Source organism: Paenibacillus sp. J22P165, assembly GCF_059692015.1.
The window spans coordinates 38,153-56,302 of record NZ_JCAUAP010000003.1; the positions used below are offsets into that span (position 1 = coordinate 38,153).

General features: G+C 42.0%; 15 protein-coding genes and 1 pseudogene. 1 reads left to right on the forward strand and 15 read right to left on the reverse strand.

Annotation, left to right across the window (positions count from 1 at the left end):
* Window positions 1-328: 328 nt before the first annotated feature.
* The 7 genes and pseudogenes from AC58QM_RS07895 to AC58QM_RS07925 all read right to left on the reverse strand — a co-directional run bounded on the left by AC58QM_RS07895 (window position 329) and on the right by AC58QM_RS07925 (window position 4,507).
* On the reverse strand, window positions 329-604 hold the full coding sequence (locus tag AC58QM_RS07895; protein WP_497282846.1) for a YjcN family protein: 276 nt from the start codon (window positions 602-604) through the stop codon (window positions 329-331).
* A gap of 204 nt (window positions 605-808) precedes the next feature.
* A complete protein-coding gene (locus tag AC58QM_RS07900) occupies window positions 809-1,279 on the reverse strand; it encodes a DUF6843 domain-containing protein (RefSeq protein ID WP_497282848.1) in 471 nt (156 codons plus the stop codon).
* Window positions 1,280-1,443: 164 nt separating this feature from the next.
* A pseudogene (locus AC58QM_RS07905) lies at window positions 1,444-1,731 on the reverse strand (type 2 periplasmic-binding domain-containing protein); the annotation flags it as partial.
* Between the two features lie 164 nt (window positions 1,732-1,895).
* Window positions 1,896-2,159, reverse strand: a complete 264-nt coding sequence (locus tag AC58QM_RS07910) for a PQ-loop domain-containing transporter (RefSeq protein ID WP_497282850.1) — start codon at window positions 2,157-2,159, stop codon at window positions 1,896-1,898.
* 191 nt (window positions 2,160-2,350) lie between these two features.
* Complete coding sequence (locus AC58QM_RS07915) at window positions 2,351-3,088, reverse strand: VanZ family protein (RefSeq protein WP_497282851.1); 738 nt, start codon at window positions 3,086-3,088, stop codon at window positions 2,351-2,353.
* Complete coding sequence (locus tag AC58QM_RS07920) at window positions 3,085-3,411, reverse strand: PadR family transcriptional regulator (RefSeq protein WP_497282853.1); 327 nt, start codon at window positions 3,409-3,411, stop codon at window positions 3,085-3,087. Before AC58QM_RS07920 ends, AC58QM_RS07915 begins: the two co-directional genes overlap by 4 nt.
* Window positions 3,412-3,592: 181 nt before the next feature.
* Window positions 3,593-4,507, reverse strand: coding sequence for an AraC family transcriptional regulator (locus AC58QM_RS07925; protein WP_497282855.1), 915 nt, complete (start codon window positions 4,505-4,507; stop codon window positions 3,593-3,595).
* A 130-nt stretch (window positions 4,508-4,637) separates the two neighbouring features.
* Here AC58QM_RS07925 and yicI point away from each other — a divergent pair, with 130 nt between their 5' ends.
* Window positions 4,638-6,962: an alpha-xylosidase gene (gene yicI, locus AC58QM_RS07930; protein ID WP_497282857.1), complete on the forward strand. Its 2,325-nt coding sequence runs from the start codon at window positions 4,638-4,640 to the stop codon at window positions 6,960-6,962.
* A gap of 48 nt (window positions 6,963-7,010) precedes the next feature.
* On the opposite strand, the gene AC58QM_RS07935 is transcribed toward yicI, so the two are convergent.
* The 8 genes from AC58QM_RS07935 to AC58QM_RS07970 form a co-directional block, all read right to left on the reverse strand.
* Window positions 7,011-7,982, reverse strand: a complete 972-nt coding sequence (locus AC58QM_RS07935) for a Gfo/Idh/MocA family protein (RefSeq protein WP_497282858.1) — start codon at window positions 7,980-7,982, stop codon at window positions 7,011-7,013.
* Between the two features lie 8 nt (window positions 7,983-7,990).
* Window positions 7,991-9,676: a glycoside hydrolase family 2 protein gene (locus tag AC58QM_RS07940; protein WP_497282860.1), complete on the reverse strand. Its 1,686-nt coding sequence runs from the start codon at window positions 9,674-9,676 to the stop codon at window positions 7,991-7,993.
* Window positions 9,677-9,701: 25 nt separating this feature from the next.
* Window positions 9,702-12,029 (reverse strand): AraC family transcriptional regulator, encoded by a 2,328-nt coding sequence (locus tag AC58QM_RS07945; RefSeq protein ID WP_497282861.1) that lies wholly within the window; start codon window positions 12,027-12,029, stop codon window positions 9,702-9,704.
* A gap of 112 nt (window positions 12,030-12,141) precedes the next feature.
* On the reverse strand, window positions 12,142-13,689 hold the full coding sequence (locus tag AC58QM_RS07950) for an extracellular solute-binding protein (RefSeq protein ID WP_497282863.1): 1,548 nt from the start codon (window positions 13,687-13,689) through the stop codon (window positions 12,142-12,144).
* A gap of 34 nt (window positions 13,690-13,723) precedes the next feature.
* Window positions 13,724-14,590, reverse strand: coding sequence for a carbohydrate ABC transporter permease (locus tag AC58QM_RS07955; protein ID WP_497282865.1), 867 nt, complete (start codon window positions 14,588-14,590; stop codon window positions 13,724-13,726).
* Complete coding sequence (locus AC58QM_RS07960; protein ID WP_497283613.1) at window positions 14,591-15,526, reverse strand: ABC transporter permease; 936 nt, start codon at window positions 15,524-15,526, stop codon at window positions 14,591-14,593.
* Between the two features lie 288 nt (window positions 15,527-15,814).
* Window positions 15,815-16,948, reverse strand: coding sequence for a hypothetical protein (locus AC58QM_RS07965; RefSeq protein ID WP_497282867.1), 1,134 nt, complete (start codon window positions 16,946-16,948; stop codon window positions 15,815-15,817).
* Between the two features lie 19 nt (window positions 16,949-16,967).
* Window positions 16,968-18,098: a glycoside hydrolase family 88 protein gene (locus AC58QM_RS07970; RefSeq protein WP_497282869.1), complete on the reverse strand. Its 1,131-nt coding sequence runs from the start codon at window positions 18,096-18,098 to the stop codon at window positions 16,968-16,970.
* Between the last annotated feature and the right edge of the window lie 52 nt (window positions 18,099-18,150).

Sequence of the window (18,150 nt, forward strand, 5' to 3'; positions counted from 1 at the left end):
AGGACTTGAATACTGGAGCTTTCCTGCCCTTTAGGTGAGCGAAAGGCTGCCGATCGTGCCGGAAGCCTCCCATTGCTATGTATTGAACAAACGTGTCCCTTTAGAGATCAACGCACGAAGGGCATCATACTCCACAATTGACTAATCACACTTGGACCATATTCTTGAGGGTAAATCAAAATGGTAACTACCAAAGTTGATAGTAAAATCAACACCCAAATAACAGTTATTAGAGGCTGACTCAATCGATGAATAATAGTTATTCCTACAGTTATTAAGGCTATGTTTATAATAAAAATAGTTAGCGTAATCATTCTTCACTGTGAGTTTAGGGAGCTGACCCATTAGAAGTTACTCTCCAACCTAGTGCACTTTTCTTTACATATATAAAAGAAGAATTAATCCCTTCTACTTCGTATAAGTCGCCATATCTTGCATCATTTTTAATTTTTCCTTCATAAATTGAATTGCTGAATGCCTTTATTGGATGGAAAGTAAAAAATAAATCTTTACGAACTGCTAATTCTGCGGTTGCTGATGGAAAAAACACTATATAAATAATGAGCAATACTGAAAAAATGACCCAAAGATATTTCTTCCTCATATTCGCCACCCCTTGTATGATTTTTTTAACGGCTAGCAAGTCGCCGTTTCTCGGGATAGTTCAAGACACGTGATTTCTGCACTCCAGCAGGCTGCGTTATTGAAATATCGTGTCCCGTTAGCATAGCAAACTGATGTTCCATTCTAATATAAGCGTTTTATCACAGTTAAATTTGCCAGCCGCTGCGATATGCTAGGCCTTCTTCTATTCATGAAACTGGTTGTTTTCCATCGCCGCTCGCCATTGTTCTTCGGTTCCTACAAAAAAAGTGAGTTTTTCAGGGAACTTTTCAATTTGTCCATGGGATACACCCTGCCCGCCCCCTGATGTGCCCTGCCCATGGATCATTGGCACATCATTTGGTAACTCAATTAGCCGACCATCTTGCTCAACATAACTTAACACCATTGTTCCTGAAACATTTTTGCTTGTTGTCATTAGTTTTCCAGAAGGTGGGACCTCATAGATAAAAGTATGGTCCTCTTTTTTTAAAGCAGGAGAACCAGGTTGTTCGTATGTAACCTCAACCCATCCCGTAAACCCTTTTGGCAATAAAAACTTATGTGTAGTTCCCTCCGTATTTAATAAAATAATGCCTGCAACTACAATGGAAATAGTTACTATCGCAATGAAGAATGGAACTATTATATTAAAAAGACGTGCTTTATTTATCATTACCGATCTCCCCCAGTTCCTTGTTTAGTCCTCCACACTTCAAATTGATATCCATATAATACCATGTTTTAATCGTAGGGAATGAAACAAATCTGCCTGTTAACAACAACAAGGCTGCCGGATCAAATTTGCCGGCAGCCTTGCTAATTTTTATTGAATTAACGTTACCCGTTAGAGTTTAACGAATGACGGTATATATTTTCACAAATTTTTTCTACATGAATATTGTTTATATGAAAACTTACTCTATTTGCAATAAAACGACAAGAAATATTACATACTTTCTCTATTTCAATAAAATTAAACTTCGAAATTGTACCTTCGTATACTGCTTCAACAATGTAATCAACTAAGCCAGAAAGGAGAGCTAATTCTAGTCCGCTATTTAGTTTAACAATTTCTGCTTGCATTCCTTTTTCCTTAAAATGCTTAGAAGTAATTTTGGGAAAGCTTGTAGCAACTCTAGGTTAGAGACTATTTTTTCAGACAACCCCAATCACTGAAATACTTCCAAGTGAGATTCCAATTACTTAAGAAGGCAGCCGATCCAATGGGTCAGTTGCCTTCTTAAATTGTTCTCGGTAGTATAATAGAACCCACGTCGATTCATTAAGAGTTATCGATACCGTAAAATTAAAGTGATAACGAATAACACAACACATAAAGATAGCGTGTTTGTTACCAAAAAAGCTAAGCCAGCACCAGTGACAGCCAAACTAATAGCATAAACCTCCATTAGGCTAATTCCTAAAAACATAAGTAAGTATGCTTTTAAACTTAAGTCTGAAACTGATTTAGTTTTCAAAATTTGAATTATTTGAGGAATCCAACCTAAAGAAAGAATAACGCCGCCAATAAGTTGCATTACAGAAAACAGCATCAAAAAACACCTCAAGGATTTCTTTATACTGTATATTCGGTCAGCTCATGCATGGTGATCATCCTTCTAATTAAGTTAATCCCATGATTAACTGTCAACTTTCTGTTAATTCATATAGAAAAAAAAAACAGTTGCCGGTCGAGGCAATCTGCTCCTACTTATTTCACTATCGTTCCAAGTTATTTCAACAATCAGGCTTTGATTTTTCTTAATCGTGGAACGTTTATTTTTCTTATTGAAGTATTTATTAACCAGCCAAAAACTGAACCAGCAACATAAAATAAAATATCATTCACATTTAATACTCCAGTATTTGTGATGTACTGAACCAATTCAATAATTATACCCGTAACAACAGAAAAAAATATTATTCTCTTTAAAGTGTTGACGTTAAATAATATCTGAATAATAATGCTGAAAAGAATAAACAGTAAAGCAACACCTAATGCAGTTCTAAAAAAGGTAATATCAAAAGCATTTCTATTGGCGACCCAAAATACCGATTGAACGATTTCTCGTTTTATATCTTTAAATGGAATTACGTTATAGTCTGTATAAATTCCCCAATCGAACCTTAACGTAACTCCCCTATCTGCATTGTTTAAATACGATAAATTATCAAATTTGCCTATAAAAAGAGTCATTGATGCGAACCATATATATGCAATAAATAATAACCATTGCATAGTTTTTATAATTCCTCTAAAAGGATTTAGTGTCTGATTTAATTTCTTTTGCAATAATTTATAATCTCCAAAGTCAAAAACAGCACATTTTTCAGAAATATCCTCTGGAATTCCTTTGTTTATGTATTCTTTTTTTAATAACATCAAGTGCTCTTGAAACTCCTCAATGAGTTCTTCCTTTACCCTTGTATTACAATTAAGATCTGAAGAAACCTGTTGTAAATACCGTTGGATATGACTCATAATGCCCCCTTCGTAACATTTAATATCATAATGTTAAGTTCGTTCCAATACCTAAGTTTCCGATTAAGTTCGGTTTTGCCGCTTTCCGTAATGCGATAATACTTTCTTCTCCCCCCATCATTAGATTCTCCCCAATATGAAACCACAAAGTCCTTTCCCTCCAAACGTTTTAAAGCAGGGTATAATGTCCCTTCACTCATATCATACAAATTGTTACTTCTTTGTTTTAAGTTTTTAACGATTTCATATCCATAAGAATCGCCTCTATTTAACTCTGCTAACAGTAAAATATCAATACTTCCTTTCATCATTTCTTTGTCCATGACATACTCACCTCCGAGTTGATGATCTAAACTTAATATAATACATAGTACATCGTTATACAAGATATAGTACCGAACTAATCTACCCATTAGCTTAACGAGATTTCCGTTCTATTTCTCTGGTGGAAATTCTTTTGAGGAACCTAACCTCCAGATCAAGAACGTTGCTAATGAGTATGTATCAAAGGGATACTTTTCTAGTGGATTCCTTCTCCTCTTTTCTATCCTTTTTCCTATATTCAGAAGGAGTCTGACCAAAATGCTTTTTAAATACACCAATAAAATAACTTAAGGTATTGAATCCGACATCCAACGAAATCTCTGTAATTTTACGATCGGTATCCCGGAGTTGAATTGCCGCTCGTTGCACGCGCAGATAATTTAAGTACTCCAGTGGACTTTTTCCTGTGAAGCTCTTGAAATATCGGCAGAAATAGGACTCACTAAATGAGACTAACGCTGCTAACTCCTCCAAACGAATAGGAAGACTAAAATTCTCTTGCATATGTGCAATGATTATTTTTAATCGATCTATGTGCGTAGGATTAACCGATAACGGAAGTTCACGAAAGGCTGGTCCCCCTAGCAGGATAAGCTTTGAAATGATCATTTGCAGTAATCCTTTTGTCGACAATTCATACAAGGGGTCTTCGCTCACATTTAACTGAAACACCTGAAGTAACAACGCCAACAGTTCCCGTTCCCCTTCGGTACACCGAGTGATGTGAACAGGAATAGCAAAATTCTGGTGAAGCAATGGGATTATATATTTCTCACGGACAATGTCGAATTGCCCGCCTCCTAGGACATCCGCGTGAAACACCACAGCCGTGAAGGAACAAGGCTCATCAGCCACAATTTGACCGGAATGCAGCTCTTCTGTATTTACAAAAATCGCTTCGCCGGTTTCCAAGGCATAGTCATCCATTGAAACACGGAATACCGCTTTGCCTTTGGTTACCATAAGAAACTCTAACTCATCATGCCAATGGAGCTCAAGGAGTTCTTCTCCTGGTTGGCAGCAGATTTCGTACACGCGTATTGGGTACAGCGGATCACCGTGTATGCGGTCTTCTTTTAAATTAGCATGCTGCATGACGGTCTTCTCCTTAATGAACAACTTTGAATAAAATGTCAAAATACTGATATTTATTAATAAAATAACGAAAGAAAACAATTATTCATATCAATATACTTATATTATAAATGTTGAGAGGATGTTGGCAATGAAATTTTCAAATGGTTATTGGATGGCAAAGGAAGGATATAACGTTCAAAATCCGATCGATGTTCGCGATATTCATCAAGATGAAGATAAGCTGACTGTCTATACAGCCACACGAAAAATCCAGCGAAAAGGAGATACGCTAAATGGTGCGATGTTAACCTGTGAATTGAGTTCTCCCCTGCCTGATATTATTCGGGTAAGCTGGACTCATCATGCTGGGAGGGTTTCGACAGGACCTGCCTTTACACTCTTTGCCAATCCACATACGCCTCTTTCTATCCAAAATAGCAGCGACCATGTGACTTTATCATCTGGTAACCTAAGCGTGAAAGTTAACAACCATAGTGCATGGGGGACTGAATTCTTTTTTGAAGATCGTCGGCTAACAGGCACTAACAGCAAAGGTGCAGGTCATATTACAACAGATAACAAAGAAGTATTTGTTCGTGAACAGCTTGAATTAGGCATTGGTGAGCATATCTACGGACTTGGCGAGCGCTTTACGAATCTCGTGAAGAACGGACAAACCATAGATATTTGGAACGAAGATGGCGGCACGAGTTCGGAGCAATCCTACAAAAATGTTCCCTTCTACTTATCCAGCAAAGGGTATGGTGTGTTCGTTAACCATCCTGAGCATGTCTCGTTCGAAGTCGGCTCTGAAGTTGTATCTAAAGTCCAGTTCAGCGTACCTGGTGAAACACTGGAGTATTTCATCATAGGCGGTAGGACGCTTAAAGATGTTTTGAATAATTACACGAAGCTTACCGGTAAACCTGCGCTGCCACCCGCGTGGTCCTTCGGACTATGGCTAACGACCTCTTTCACAACGGATTATGACGAAGCAACAGTCAATAGTTTTATTAACGGTATGTTCGAGCGTGACCTTCCGTTACATGTCTTCCATTTTGATTGTTTTTGGATGAAAGAATATCAATGGACCAACTTTGAGTGGGATGCAGATATGTTCCCAGATCCAGTTGGCATGCTCAAACGGCTGAAAGACAAGGGACTTAAAATTTGTGTTTGGATTAATTCGTACATCGGTCAGAAGTCACCGCTTTTTAAAGAAGGTATGGAGAAGGGTTATTTGGTTAAAACGCTGGATGATCACGTTTGGCAATGGGATCTTTGGCAAGCAGGTATGGGTCTCGTCGATTTTACAAATCCAGATGCGACAGAATGGTACAAGAGTCATTTAAGACGGCTTGTAGATATGGGAGTGGATTGCTTCAAAACAGATTTTGGCGAGCGGATCCCAACAGATGTCAAATATTATGATGGTTCCGATCCGTATAAAATGCATAACTACTACACATTCCTTTACAATAAAGCCGTATTTGAAGTGTTAGAGGAAAAGCTAGGTAAGAACGAAGCGATGTTATTTGCCCGCTCCGCTACAGCAGGAGGACAACAATTTCCAGTTCATTGGGGCGGTGACTGCTCTGCCAATTACGACTCCATGGCGGAATCACTTCGCGGTGGACTTTCCCTGGGCTTATCCGGCTTCGGTTTCTGGAGCCATGATATTAGTGGCTTTGAGAAAACTGCACCGCCAGATATCTACAAACGCTGGGTAGCCTTTGGTCTATTATCTTCTCATAGTCGCCTCCACGGTAATGAATCCTATCGTGTACCATGGCTGTTTGATGAAGAGGCAGTAGATGTGCTCCGCTATTTTACAAAGCTAAAAAGCACTTTAATGCCCTATCTGTTTGGAAGTGCCATACAGTCGACAGAAATCGGGATTCCCATGATGCGAGCCATGGTATTGGATTTCCCTGCGGATCCGACTACGCATCACTTGGATACGCAATACATGCTCGGTGACAGTTTACTCGTTGCCCCTATCTTTAATGAACAAGGGTATGTTCAGTACTATGTTCCTGAAGGACGGTGGAGTGATTTCTTCAGTGAGCGTGTCGTTGAAGGCGGTAAATGGTACCAAGAAACACATGGCTACCTGTCCATTCCCTTGTTGGTTAAACCCAATACGCTGCTGGCCATTGGAGCTAATGATCAAAAGCCCGATTATGATTATGTAGACGGTGTTTCACTTCATTTATTTGAGTTAGAGGATGGCGCTGCTGCGGAATCACAGGTATATGATACTCACACGAAATTACAGTTAAGTGTTCAAGCTACTCGACATGAGGATCTCATTCACATTGCCATTCAAGGTGAATCATCAAAACCTTACACTATCGTGCTAAGAGGCATACATCAACTCACTACAGTAGAAGGTGCTTCTTGGACCGATTCTTCCATTGGTATCGTGCTTACACCTGAAGCTGCTGGAACACAAATGGCCATAAGGTTGTAAAATTAAAAAACAGCTGACCCTTGTTACTAACAAAAGGGTCAGCTGTTTTCATGTTAAGCGAATTGGCAATCCCGATTTTGCCGACTCCAAAGCAGCAACCGTCACCTGCTGTGTCTTGAAGGCATCCTCGTAGTCCGAAAGAATAAGTCCCGTATCACCCGTTTTCAGCGCATAAATAAAGGCTTCATTCTCTGCTAGATAAGGGTTAACCTTTTTGCTCTTAATCGTGGTTTCATGCGCTTCAATCCTTGTCAATTTTTCCGAATCCCACTCCAGTATACCTTGTTGCGTGAAGCAGGTAATCCCCGTCTTCCCAACACCATTAGGCAGTACGCATGTATTCGAAATATTCGCAATGACTCCGCTCTTAAATTTAAGAGTAACCGTCCCCACGTCAGGCACTGTAACACCTTCAAATTGCTTATGCATCACTTGATGGCTATACATCGCGTAGATTTCATCAATTTCCCCTACGCAATAACGCATAATATCAACCAAATGTGTACTTTGTTCAATAAATTGACCACCTGATCTACTTTGGTCTCGCCACCAGGCAACCTGTGGCATACTCCCCATCCAATAACCAGTCAACATACCGATGGACTGCTCTTTCAACAGTTGTTTCATTAGAATTACGGTATCTGTATAACGGAAATGATAACCTACGGATGTAATCAATGATTTTTTCCTTATCTCATTTCGAATCTGCTCTGGCTGGTCTGTATTCAGACCTAGCGGTTTTTCAACAAAGAAAGGAATACCTCTCTCAATGAGCTTCATTTCATATTCGCCATGTGACATAGGTGGTACTAAGATGTATACGGCATCCAAGCGTTCTCCATCCAACATTTTATCTAAGCTTTCATAGCTGGATGGAATTCCATATGCCGCTGCAAATGCTTCTGTCTTTGTTAGACTCGTCCCGCATACCGCCACCACCTGCACGTCATTCATCCCAGATAGAATTCCCGTGTGCATCTTACTGAACCCACCCGTACCGATAAGCCCGATTCGTAACATCGTCTACCTCACTTGTTCTTATAATATTTTTGCACAATGGAGTACGCTAGCTTAGGACGACGATATTCGTCCACAATGCCTTTGCTGTTCTTGGTGCCTGACCTCGTCATTAGCCAACCTAGTGCTTCTACTACCCTGCAATCACAAAATTGCCAGATAAACATGCCCGAGAGATACGGACGGGACGTATATGCTGCTAGATTTTGCTCAATAATATCCGCTTGCCGCTCCTCCGAACCTTTCACTTTCGCTGGACTGCGGTGGCCGTAGAAGCCATCCCCTCCAAATTCACTCATGATCATAGGCTTTCCTAAGCCACCAGCGGCATCCGCCCATCCTCTAGCTGCATCGCAGAGCTCGCCTGGATTTTCATTACCATACCAGAGTGGATATAAATTGAAGGAAACAATATCAGCCAAATCAAAACAGAGTTCTCGATCGCGATGGTGGGATGCAAAGGTCAATGGACGACTCTGATCCATGGAACGAATCTGCTCCAATTGCCGCTTATAATGTACTCGTCCCTCTACTGTATCACTCGCACACTCATTCAGTATAGCCCAGATAATAATAGAGGGGTGATTCGCATGCTGCTCCACCATTTCTCGGTTAACATCCTCACATTGCTTGATAAAATGAGGATTCTGCATCTGCACTAAGCTGAGACCCCGTGCATGATTCTCTTCCCACACATAAATGCCTCTCTCGTCGCAAAGATCCAGAAAGCGTTCATCATTCGGGTAATGGCTTGTACGTACCGCATTTGCACCCATATCCTGCATGAGATCGAGATCCTGAACCATGAGCGCTAACGGAAAAGCTGCGCCGACCAATGGATGATCCTCATGCCGATTAAAGCCCTTCATGACGATGGCTTCCCCATTTACGCGTACGAAGCCATCTTCGGTTTCGATAACACGGAAACCAACTCGTTCTATGAGATCATCAATCGGCTGATCAGTTCCATTCAGATATAGCTCCATCCGCAATTCATAAAGCTTAGGCGAGCTAGCTGACCATGGCTGGACATCCTGGAAACGAAATGTCTGAGTAACAACCTTAGTCTCATTAGGCTTCAGTTCGATGCTGCCAAATGAAATAAGATTGTCTGCCAACTTTCCTCGCAATTCAATGGACTGCCTATGGTTAGAATCATTGCAGAGGGTAGCGCGCACTTCTCCTTGCCAATCATTTCCTGCAAGGATTGGCGTTAGCCGTATATTTTCGATATAGATATCACCGATTTCTTCGAGCGCTACGGGCCTAATTATTCCCCCATACGTATAATAGTCATTTGGAATATGCAGGGCAGAATGCTCACCGAATGAATTGTCGACCCATACTGTCAGCTCATGCTCGCCAGGAGACACATGCCCCACTTTGGCAGTGAAAGCTGTGTAAGCATTGTAATGCTCAGCAATTAAATGACCATCGAAATAGACCTTTGCTGTATGACTAACCCCTTTGAATTCCAAGCGCAGCGAAGTTGGACGCTCGATTCGAATCTTCTTCCGGTACACACCGCGACCGCGGTAAGTTAGAAGATCGGGATGCATCTCCCAACAACCAGGAACAGCCAGTTTGTAAGGGTATTTCTCCACAGTATGTATGTCCGCATCCACAGTGGCAAAATCCCAGGTTCCCTCCAAGTCAGTGACTGGACGAATCTGATGGGTTTGAAATAATCGAAGCATGGTACAATAGCCTCCCATTTGTTCATTATTTTTTGAACTTTTCCCGATATTGCGTAGGCGTAATGCCTTCGCTGCCTTTGAAAATTTTATTAAAATACGAGTGCTGATAGCCGACTCGTTCCGCAATGTCACTTACTTTTAGATACGTCGTACTGAGAAGCTCTTTCGCCTTATCTATCCGCAGCTTGGCTATGTAATCAACATAATTAATACCTGTGATTTGTTTAAAAGAACGACTTAGCGAAAAAGGATTGGTCGCGAAAATTTGTGCACATTCATCCAAAGATAAATCTTTCATGTATTGCTCGTTCAATAAGGCAATAACTTGTCCGATGAGTTGCTTAGCTCTACCATTTTGCTGAGTATGAAACTCTTCCAAATAGGGCGCTATGATTTTGAGCTTAATCCATTTCTTCAGAACGGAAGGTTCTCTCTGCATGAATAGTTCTTCCAACAGATTAGCTTCCGTAAATACAGGATGTTGAAGAAAACCCGTTTCTATGAACATATGTCGCATACTAGCTACCAGTTGAAAGATGGACTGCTGAATCATCATTTCTCTGTCTGCTTTATGCGCCAGTTCCTCCAAAAAAGCATCTAGTCGGCTATACGCTTCCTCTTCCATGCCGAGCCTCATCACTTGAAGCAGTTCTTTTTCCTCCGAGAAGGGGTAAAAGGTTTGGGGCAATTGCGCGGAAGTCACTTCCTCCATATCGATAATTTGCCTATCTTCTTGAGGATCTCTGAATCGTGCAGCCCCTCTAGCTCCTTCCAGAATGCCAGGAATACTACTAGCTTGATGAACCAGCTTTCCGACGATTACCGTAACATTCATCCCTAATACTTTGTGCAACATAGCCATAAGTTCCTTAGATAGCCCAAATAGCTCATTGCGAATATCTTGGTGGGATCGCTCCTGGGGATAGAAACTCAATAGTCCAACCGAGAGATCTTGGAAATTAATTGTATACGATGGGTAAGCCAATCCCCCTGATATTTCTTCAATGATATTTGCTGCCGCAAAGGTAATGAGCTGTGTATCATTTTCCTGGAAACGGCCCGATTCCCCGCCTAACCCTGAAAGTCGGATAAACAGCAGCGAGAAGATTCGATCATCTGCCTGCCAACCCAATTGCTGCATACGCATCTTTAATTCACTTTCCCGCAGTGCATAGAGATGCCCCTGGACAAGCTGAAGTAGGAAACTCTCCCTTAATAGTGGAAGCGATTCCGTCAGCTTATGTTGAAGTGTCTGACTTTCTTCCGTTAAATACGCCCAAGATTCCTCGATGAATTCCATCTCATGCTTCACATTCGTATCCACATCATGCCGATTGGCTTGGAATACAGAAACCAATCGCTTGATTGGCCGATATAACCGATTGGAGGCATACCAGGCTAGTATCAAAGAAGCAAGAATCCCCAGGACTCCTGCTCCAAGAATCAATTTGGACGTTAGCACCACGGGTTTCGTAAGTTCTGTCAAGGGACTGGCTGTTGCGAAAATCCAACCCGTAGCTGCGACTTGCCCCGAAGAAACAACATAGGTGCCGCCTTGCCATTTTATTTGAAAAGAAGCCGCATCTTGCCCGACCCGCTCTAAAATTTGAGCTCTGACCTTATCTTGAAAGTTCATCTTGCGTTCATCCGGTTCGACCACCCAATCCCCGGAAGGACGCATGAGAAGCGCAGTGCCTTGCCCATCTGTCACAAAATGATTCATCGTTTCTGCCAAAGCGGTTTCGCTTAAATGAAGCACGAAAGCGCCAAATGGTTCCGGTGACTGCCAAGGAAGCTTTAGTATAATAGATGCCTTGTGAGTGCTGTTTCTTGCTGAGAAATCGGGCATACCATATTCCCAAACGATTCCTTTCGGATTCTGCATGATGGTCTGATAGCGGTGCAGCTGTCCCTCTTCTACATAATGAATTCCGTCCCAACCAAGCACAGCTTTCTGTCGTGCCAGAAATAATTGGGCGTCATCAATCAAGGAATTAGATCCGCCAACAACGAGCAAAGCCTGCATTAAATCCTGTGTTTGCGGAATTTGGTTAATAAAAACCAATTTTTCAAGCTGATCACCAAACATAGAATTGGTCGACCATCGGCTCATCACCAGTTCAATCTGATTAAATTGCTCGCTCAACGAATTGGAAAACTGTTCAATTTTAAGCTTATGCTGCTTAAATACTTCCTTCTCGATTTGTCCGGTACCAATTATATAATTACTTAATGCTATTAAAGCAGATGGAATACTCGTAATTAGTAAAACCAAGATGAGACTTTTTCGAAAATAGTTACCTTTTAGAAGCCAGTTTTGCTTAATTTTGAAGACTGAACGTATGCCTTTCACTCTAATCCCCCCATAGCACCCATTATACTCAGCCTTCCCTTAAAAGGAAATTACCCTCATTAGTCAGGGGCAGACCGATGAGGGTAATCTTTATATCATGGCATTATGCCGATTACTTAGCTCCTGTTCTTTTTTGATACTCTGCGTTGTATTCATCTAGTATCTTTTGATAATTCGTATCTGCCTTCAACTCGTTTACAAATTTGTCCCAATCTGCCATAGAGGATTTACCCATGATGACCTTGGTTTTCATATCTTGAATTTTCTTATCGTAGTCGCTGCCCATTTTGGTCGCTGTTTCGGAAACAAGACCATCTGTTGGATTCGGAATGCTCACCTCTGCAGCTTGATCAATAAGCTTCTTATCCCGAGCGGTCTGTTCAGGTGTTAAACCAACGGTGGATACATTTGCGTATTTATCATATTTCGAGAAAATATTTTGCAAAAATTGAAAGCTTGGATCATTTTTAGCTGTATCCGTCAAGACGTAATTAGTATCTTGCTTCGTGAAATGTACATCCTTAATCCCGTAATTAGTGAGCTCATAGCCGTCATCCGTTGCTCCATAATCAAGGAAGGCTAGCAACTTCTTCACTTTATCTTCCGGTACTTTCTTAGGTATAACGAATACACCGAAGTGTCCGTTTCCTTTGAAAGCAAATTTACCCGTTGGACCTGTCAGATACGGCATCCAAACGAAATCCGGTTTAGCCTTTGGATTAATTTCTGTCACTTGCTTGTTATTCAGTGAACCTTGATTCGGTTTATCTGGGAAAATTCCCGCTTTACCTGCATACACTAAATCCTTCGCCTGATTATGCTTCAATAGTGCGAAATCCTGTGGAATTAATCCATCCTTATATGCGTTCTGAAACCACTCTAGCGATTTCTTCATCTCTGGAAGGTACAACACATTCTCAAGCTTGCCGTTGACAGCTTTATATTTACCACCTACGCCTGTGAATGCATTCTCAATGAACCCGAATTGTCCCATGTCATTCGCATTCACATAACCTGACATGCCAATAGTGTCCTTTTGACCATCTGGCGCGCTAGTCTTAAACGCTTTCAGAACATTATACAAGTCATCCGTTGTTTCCGGCATCTTCATGTTAACAGCTTGAAGCCAATCAGCTCGAATCAGCGGCTGCGCATTTCCATCTGTTGCTCTAACCCTTGGCACGCCATAGAGCTTGCCTTCAATTTTGTTATTGAGGAAGGTTATGTCCGGGAATTTCATTAGATTTGGATAGCTCTTGATCATCTCTGTCAAATCCCAGAATCCCCCTTGCTTAGCCATATTGCGGTAGGTAGCCCCACCAATATCAGTCACCAGCATCAAGTCGGGCAAATCACCGGAAGCAAGCGTAACATTCGCCTTATCCGTAAAGCTGTTCGGTGTAACCCAAGTGAACTTCAGCTTGGTATTCGTCCGTTTCTCTAGCTCCTTAATCACTGGATTGTCAGCTGCCGGCGGTTCCTTCTGATAGTAGATCGACATGATGCTGATTTCTGTGGGCTTTACATCCCCTTTTGGGCTTGTTGAGGCCCCAGGCGTCGTACTGCTTCCTGCTGAGCTTTCACTTCCACAGCCGGATACAACCAAGGCAGTAGCAACCGTTAAGGTAAGCGGAAGCGACCATTTTTTTAGTCTAGACATGTGTTTTCCTCCCTGTTTTCATATACATATGTTATCATTCCTTCACAGAACCAACCATGGTACCTTTTGCAAAGTGCTTTTGAAGGAATGGGTACACCAAGAGAATGGGCAGCGTTGATAGTACGATGGCTGCCATCTTTTTCGTTTCCGGCGGAATATTTTGCAGATTGAGATCAACAATCGAATCAACACCGAGTGAGGTGGACGAATCAATCAATAAATTTTGCAAAAATATTTGCAACGGCCATTTTTCCGTATCGTTAATATACAAGACAGCTGTGAAAAAGGTATTCCAGTAACCTACTGCATAAAATAAGCCAAATGCCGCAAGTGAAGACATGGATAGCGGTAAAATAATTCGGAACCAAACACTGATATCATTGCAGCCGTCAATCTTAGCCGATTCTTCCAAGCTTGGTGGGATCGAATCAAAGAAGCCTTTCATGAGCAGCACATACCACCCGCTAGTGAGAACAGGGATAATAAGGGATGATAAACTGTTGATCATGCCAAGTTCCTTGACTACCAAGTAACCAGGAATAATTCCTGGATTGAATAAGGTTGTCAGCATAATGAGCAGCAGGATCGCCCTTCTTCCTTTCAATCGTTTGCGTGATAACCCATAAGCAAGCGATGAGGTTACTACCAAGCTCGCTGCCGTTCCAACGATGGCTAAGAATAAGCTGACGCCAGCCGATTTCATAAAGGTTTTGGTAGCCAGAATGTACTGATATGATACCAATGTCCATTTATGAGGGAATAAAATTAACCCTCCCCCCCTGAATTCAGACGGTGTCGCGAACGAGACGACAAACACATAGTAGAACGGAAACAAACACAATACACCTAGGAGGGAAAGCACCACAACATTGAAAATTCGAAACATTTTATCGCTGACCATTTAGTAGATGCCCTCCTCCCCAAATTTTTTGGCAAGCCGATTCGCCCCAATAACAAGGAGTAAACCCACAACAGATTTGAATAACCCTACAGCCGTACTGTAGCTAAAATCTCCTTGCTGTATGCCTACGCGATATACATAAGTATCAAAGACATCCGCAACACTCGCTACTGCACCATTCATCATCAAGTACACTTGCTCGAAACCTACGTCCATGATATGGCCAATTCGTAGAATCAATAAAATAATGATGACATTCCGAATCCCAGGAAGCGTCACATTCCACATCTGCCGAAACCGCCCGGCGCCGTCCATTCGCGCAGCCTCATAGAGTTGAGGATCCACACCTGACATAGCCGCCAGAAAAATAACCGTTCCCCAGCCAAGTTCTTTCCATATCGATTGCAGTGTTAGCAGTCCCCAGAAAAATTTCGGCTCCGTTAGAAAATCCACTTTGTTGTAACCCAAGCTCACCAAGACTTGATTAATAATTCCCTGATCCTTGGACAGCATGAGAAAACTAAGCCCGACTATAATGACCCACGACAGAAAATGAGGTAAGTATATAATGGATTGAAGTGTTTTCTTAAACCATTCCACCTTTAGCTCATTTAAGAGGAGGGAAACAAGAATCGGTAGTGGAAAGAAAAAGATTAAGCTTAGTAAGTTAATCGCCATTGTATTTCTAAAAAGAATTCCGAAATCATCGTTAGAGAAGAAACGCTGAAAGTGTTCAAGGCCTACCCATTCACTATGAAGTAAGCCTGTGAAAGGAGAATAATTCTGAAAGGAAATCAGCACCCCCCACATGGGCACATACTTGAAAATCAAAAAGTACAAGACCCCTGGTAAAATCAGAAGGTATAAAAAGAGATCCTGACGAATGGGGCTCCAAATACGCCTAGTAAGCGATCTTCGTTCTGGCTTAACCTGCATATGCTTAGGTAATTTAGCAGCAAGTTTCAAATGTTCTCACGCTCCTATCTATTTTCTCTAGTTGCCATCTCTGTGCACCCTTACTTTACCCCCACCAGGTTTTGAAAGCATTAAAACAATCTTGCAATTCCTTGTTATAAGCTTGTAAATTCTTGATTTTTACTGGGAAATCAGCACAACTAGGTAGTTTTTAACCCTCATCTTACTTCTGCCCCTAATGACAAAAAAAACCTCCCATACCGGTTGGTATGAAAGGCTTCCTTAGCTGATGCTGAACCAGCAGCACCGTTATAAAGTTCTTGCAATCAGATCCGCTACGGGTACCATAGCATAATCCAAAGTTCCCCTGACCGTCGTTGTATAAGCAATGTACGTATCATTTAATACAAATTGTGGATGGGGATGCGCATGAAAGAAACCCCGCTTCGTGACTTCAGGTGGTGCTGGCATGTGACTTACAATAGCGATTTCTTTTTTCGTTAACGTATTATAAAAAGCGACTCTAACAGGGCTCTCTTCCCACTGATAAGTCCCGATATCCCCTGTCAGATATTTATCATCTGTCGAAGAATGGGAATGACAGGTTCCGTTCGGCCATATATTAACATGCTCACCAGTCGTTAAATTGTAATATTCCGTACCATGGTCATAGTCCACAAACCAGACACCCTTTCCATCATGAGCCCACCATTCGTGGCAATGTCTGTGTACATTTTTGCCTACATCATCCTTAAATAGGGGCTGTGCCTTCTCACCTTTGCGAATAAGCCAAATCCGGTTCTTGTAGCCGAAAGACTCACCCGTTTTGATATCTTCCCAATGATCTTGTGCGATCATGATCATATCCGAATCTACAGGGCTGAATTTAGCATGTTTATAACACTCGGAGAAAGATTGCCACAGATCCAGCTTACCTGTCTCAATATCCATCGTACTCAGATGCCACGTGTCTCCTGCAATTACATCGAGATTCAGCGATTTGCTATCTGCGGAGCGTGTGAGATGTGTCGTGATTCTGCGGATGCTGCTGCCAAAAGTCGATTTGGGAAAATAGCCCAACAATTGTGGCTTATCTTCCGCTTCGGGGCCTCTTCGGTATATATTGGCATCCATCGCCCAATACACTTCACCAGTTTCTGGATCGATACACGGAGATTCCGAAACAAATCGCGTCTCTGGATAAATACGAACCTCCCCTTTGACCAAATCTATGGCGCCTAAACATTGCCCAGGTGAAGGTGGGTAAGAAGCATAAAACCAGATATAAGTACCATCAGCGGTTACATTTGAATTGGTAAAATAAAAAGCTTGCTGAAAGGGAGCATGATGCTCCTTCAACAGATAACTCGTAATGCCTGTCAAAGGGTCCATCCAGGGCGCAAAAAGCGGTGATTGTTCTGGTATCAAGTTACTATTCTTCACAACAGACACCTCCTTGTCTTTATCGCTCATACCAGTAGCCAGAAATGCCTTTTTCCAATCGGAGTAAGGCTTCCAAATAGAAATAATCCCCCCAGATGACATAGTCGTCTGGCGAAACATTACTTCTTACCGCATACGAGCCTCGGTTCAGTAATCCCTGCGCGTTACTCTCACCAATTGTGGCGTAGTTATCTATCAGTGATTTCATTGATTCATGTACTGCATTTAGCAGAATTTCATGGACAGGATCCCCCTCTTGCAGAAACGAGAGGATTTCAAGCATGCCTGCTGCTGCAATGGCCGATGCGGAGCTGTCTCTCTTGGTCTCTGGTAGCTGAAGCACATCAAAGTCCCAATAAACAACACTATCCTCAGGCAATCTAGCTGCAAAATATAAGGCTAACCGTTTGGCCGTTTCCAAAAATTCAGGACGTTTCAGATACCGATAGGCTAGCGCAAATCCATAGATACCCCAGGCTTGCCCCCTTGTCCATGTTGATCCATCTTGGTAACCTTGCCCCGTTCCTCCACGCTCTGAATCACCTGTATGTTGATCCATGTAGAACGTATGGTACGAAGAATCATCACCTCGAATGAGGAATCGTCTGCTCATCTCCGTATGTTTCAATGCGACTTCATGGTACCGTTCTTTACCTGTGTGCAGATAGGCCCAATGTAATAAAGGTAAATTCATCATACAATCAATGATCATACGCCCGCCATTCGTAGGGTCATCCTGAGGACCCCACGCCTGCAGAATCTGTGTATTCTCTCTCCAGCGTTTCATTAGAACATCAGCTGCTTCAAGGGTCATACGTTTGGCGTCTTCATCCTTCTCCACGATCCATTGTGCTTTTGAAGACAGCGAATATAGAAAACCGATATCGTGGTGATCGAGAGCAATGTTATTCTCCATTCGATGACGAAAACTATCTACCGTACGAACCGCCGCCTCGCGAAAAGCGCTATCTCCCGAATATTCATAGCAGAGCCACAGCATCCCTGACCAGAAGCCGTTCGTCCATTCATTATTATCGTTCACTTCATATTGCCTGCTGGTGTTATTGCTAACATGAGGAAATTGATTCCCAAACCGTTCGATATTCTCTTTCGTAATGCGCACTGCATCTTCGATTGCATATTTCCACATCTTTATAAGCCTCCTCCCAAAATGAAACACATGATCTTAAATCACGATGATC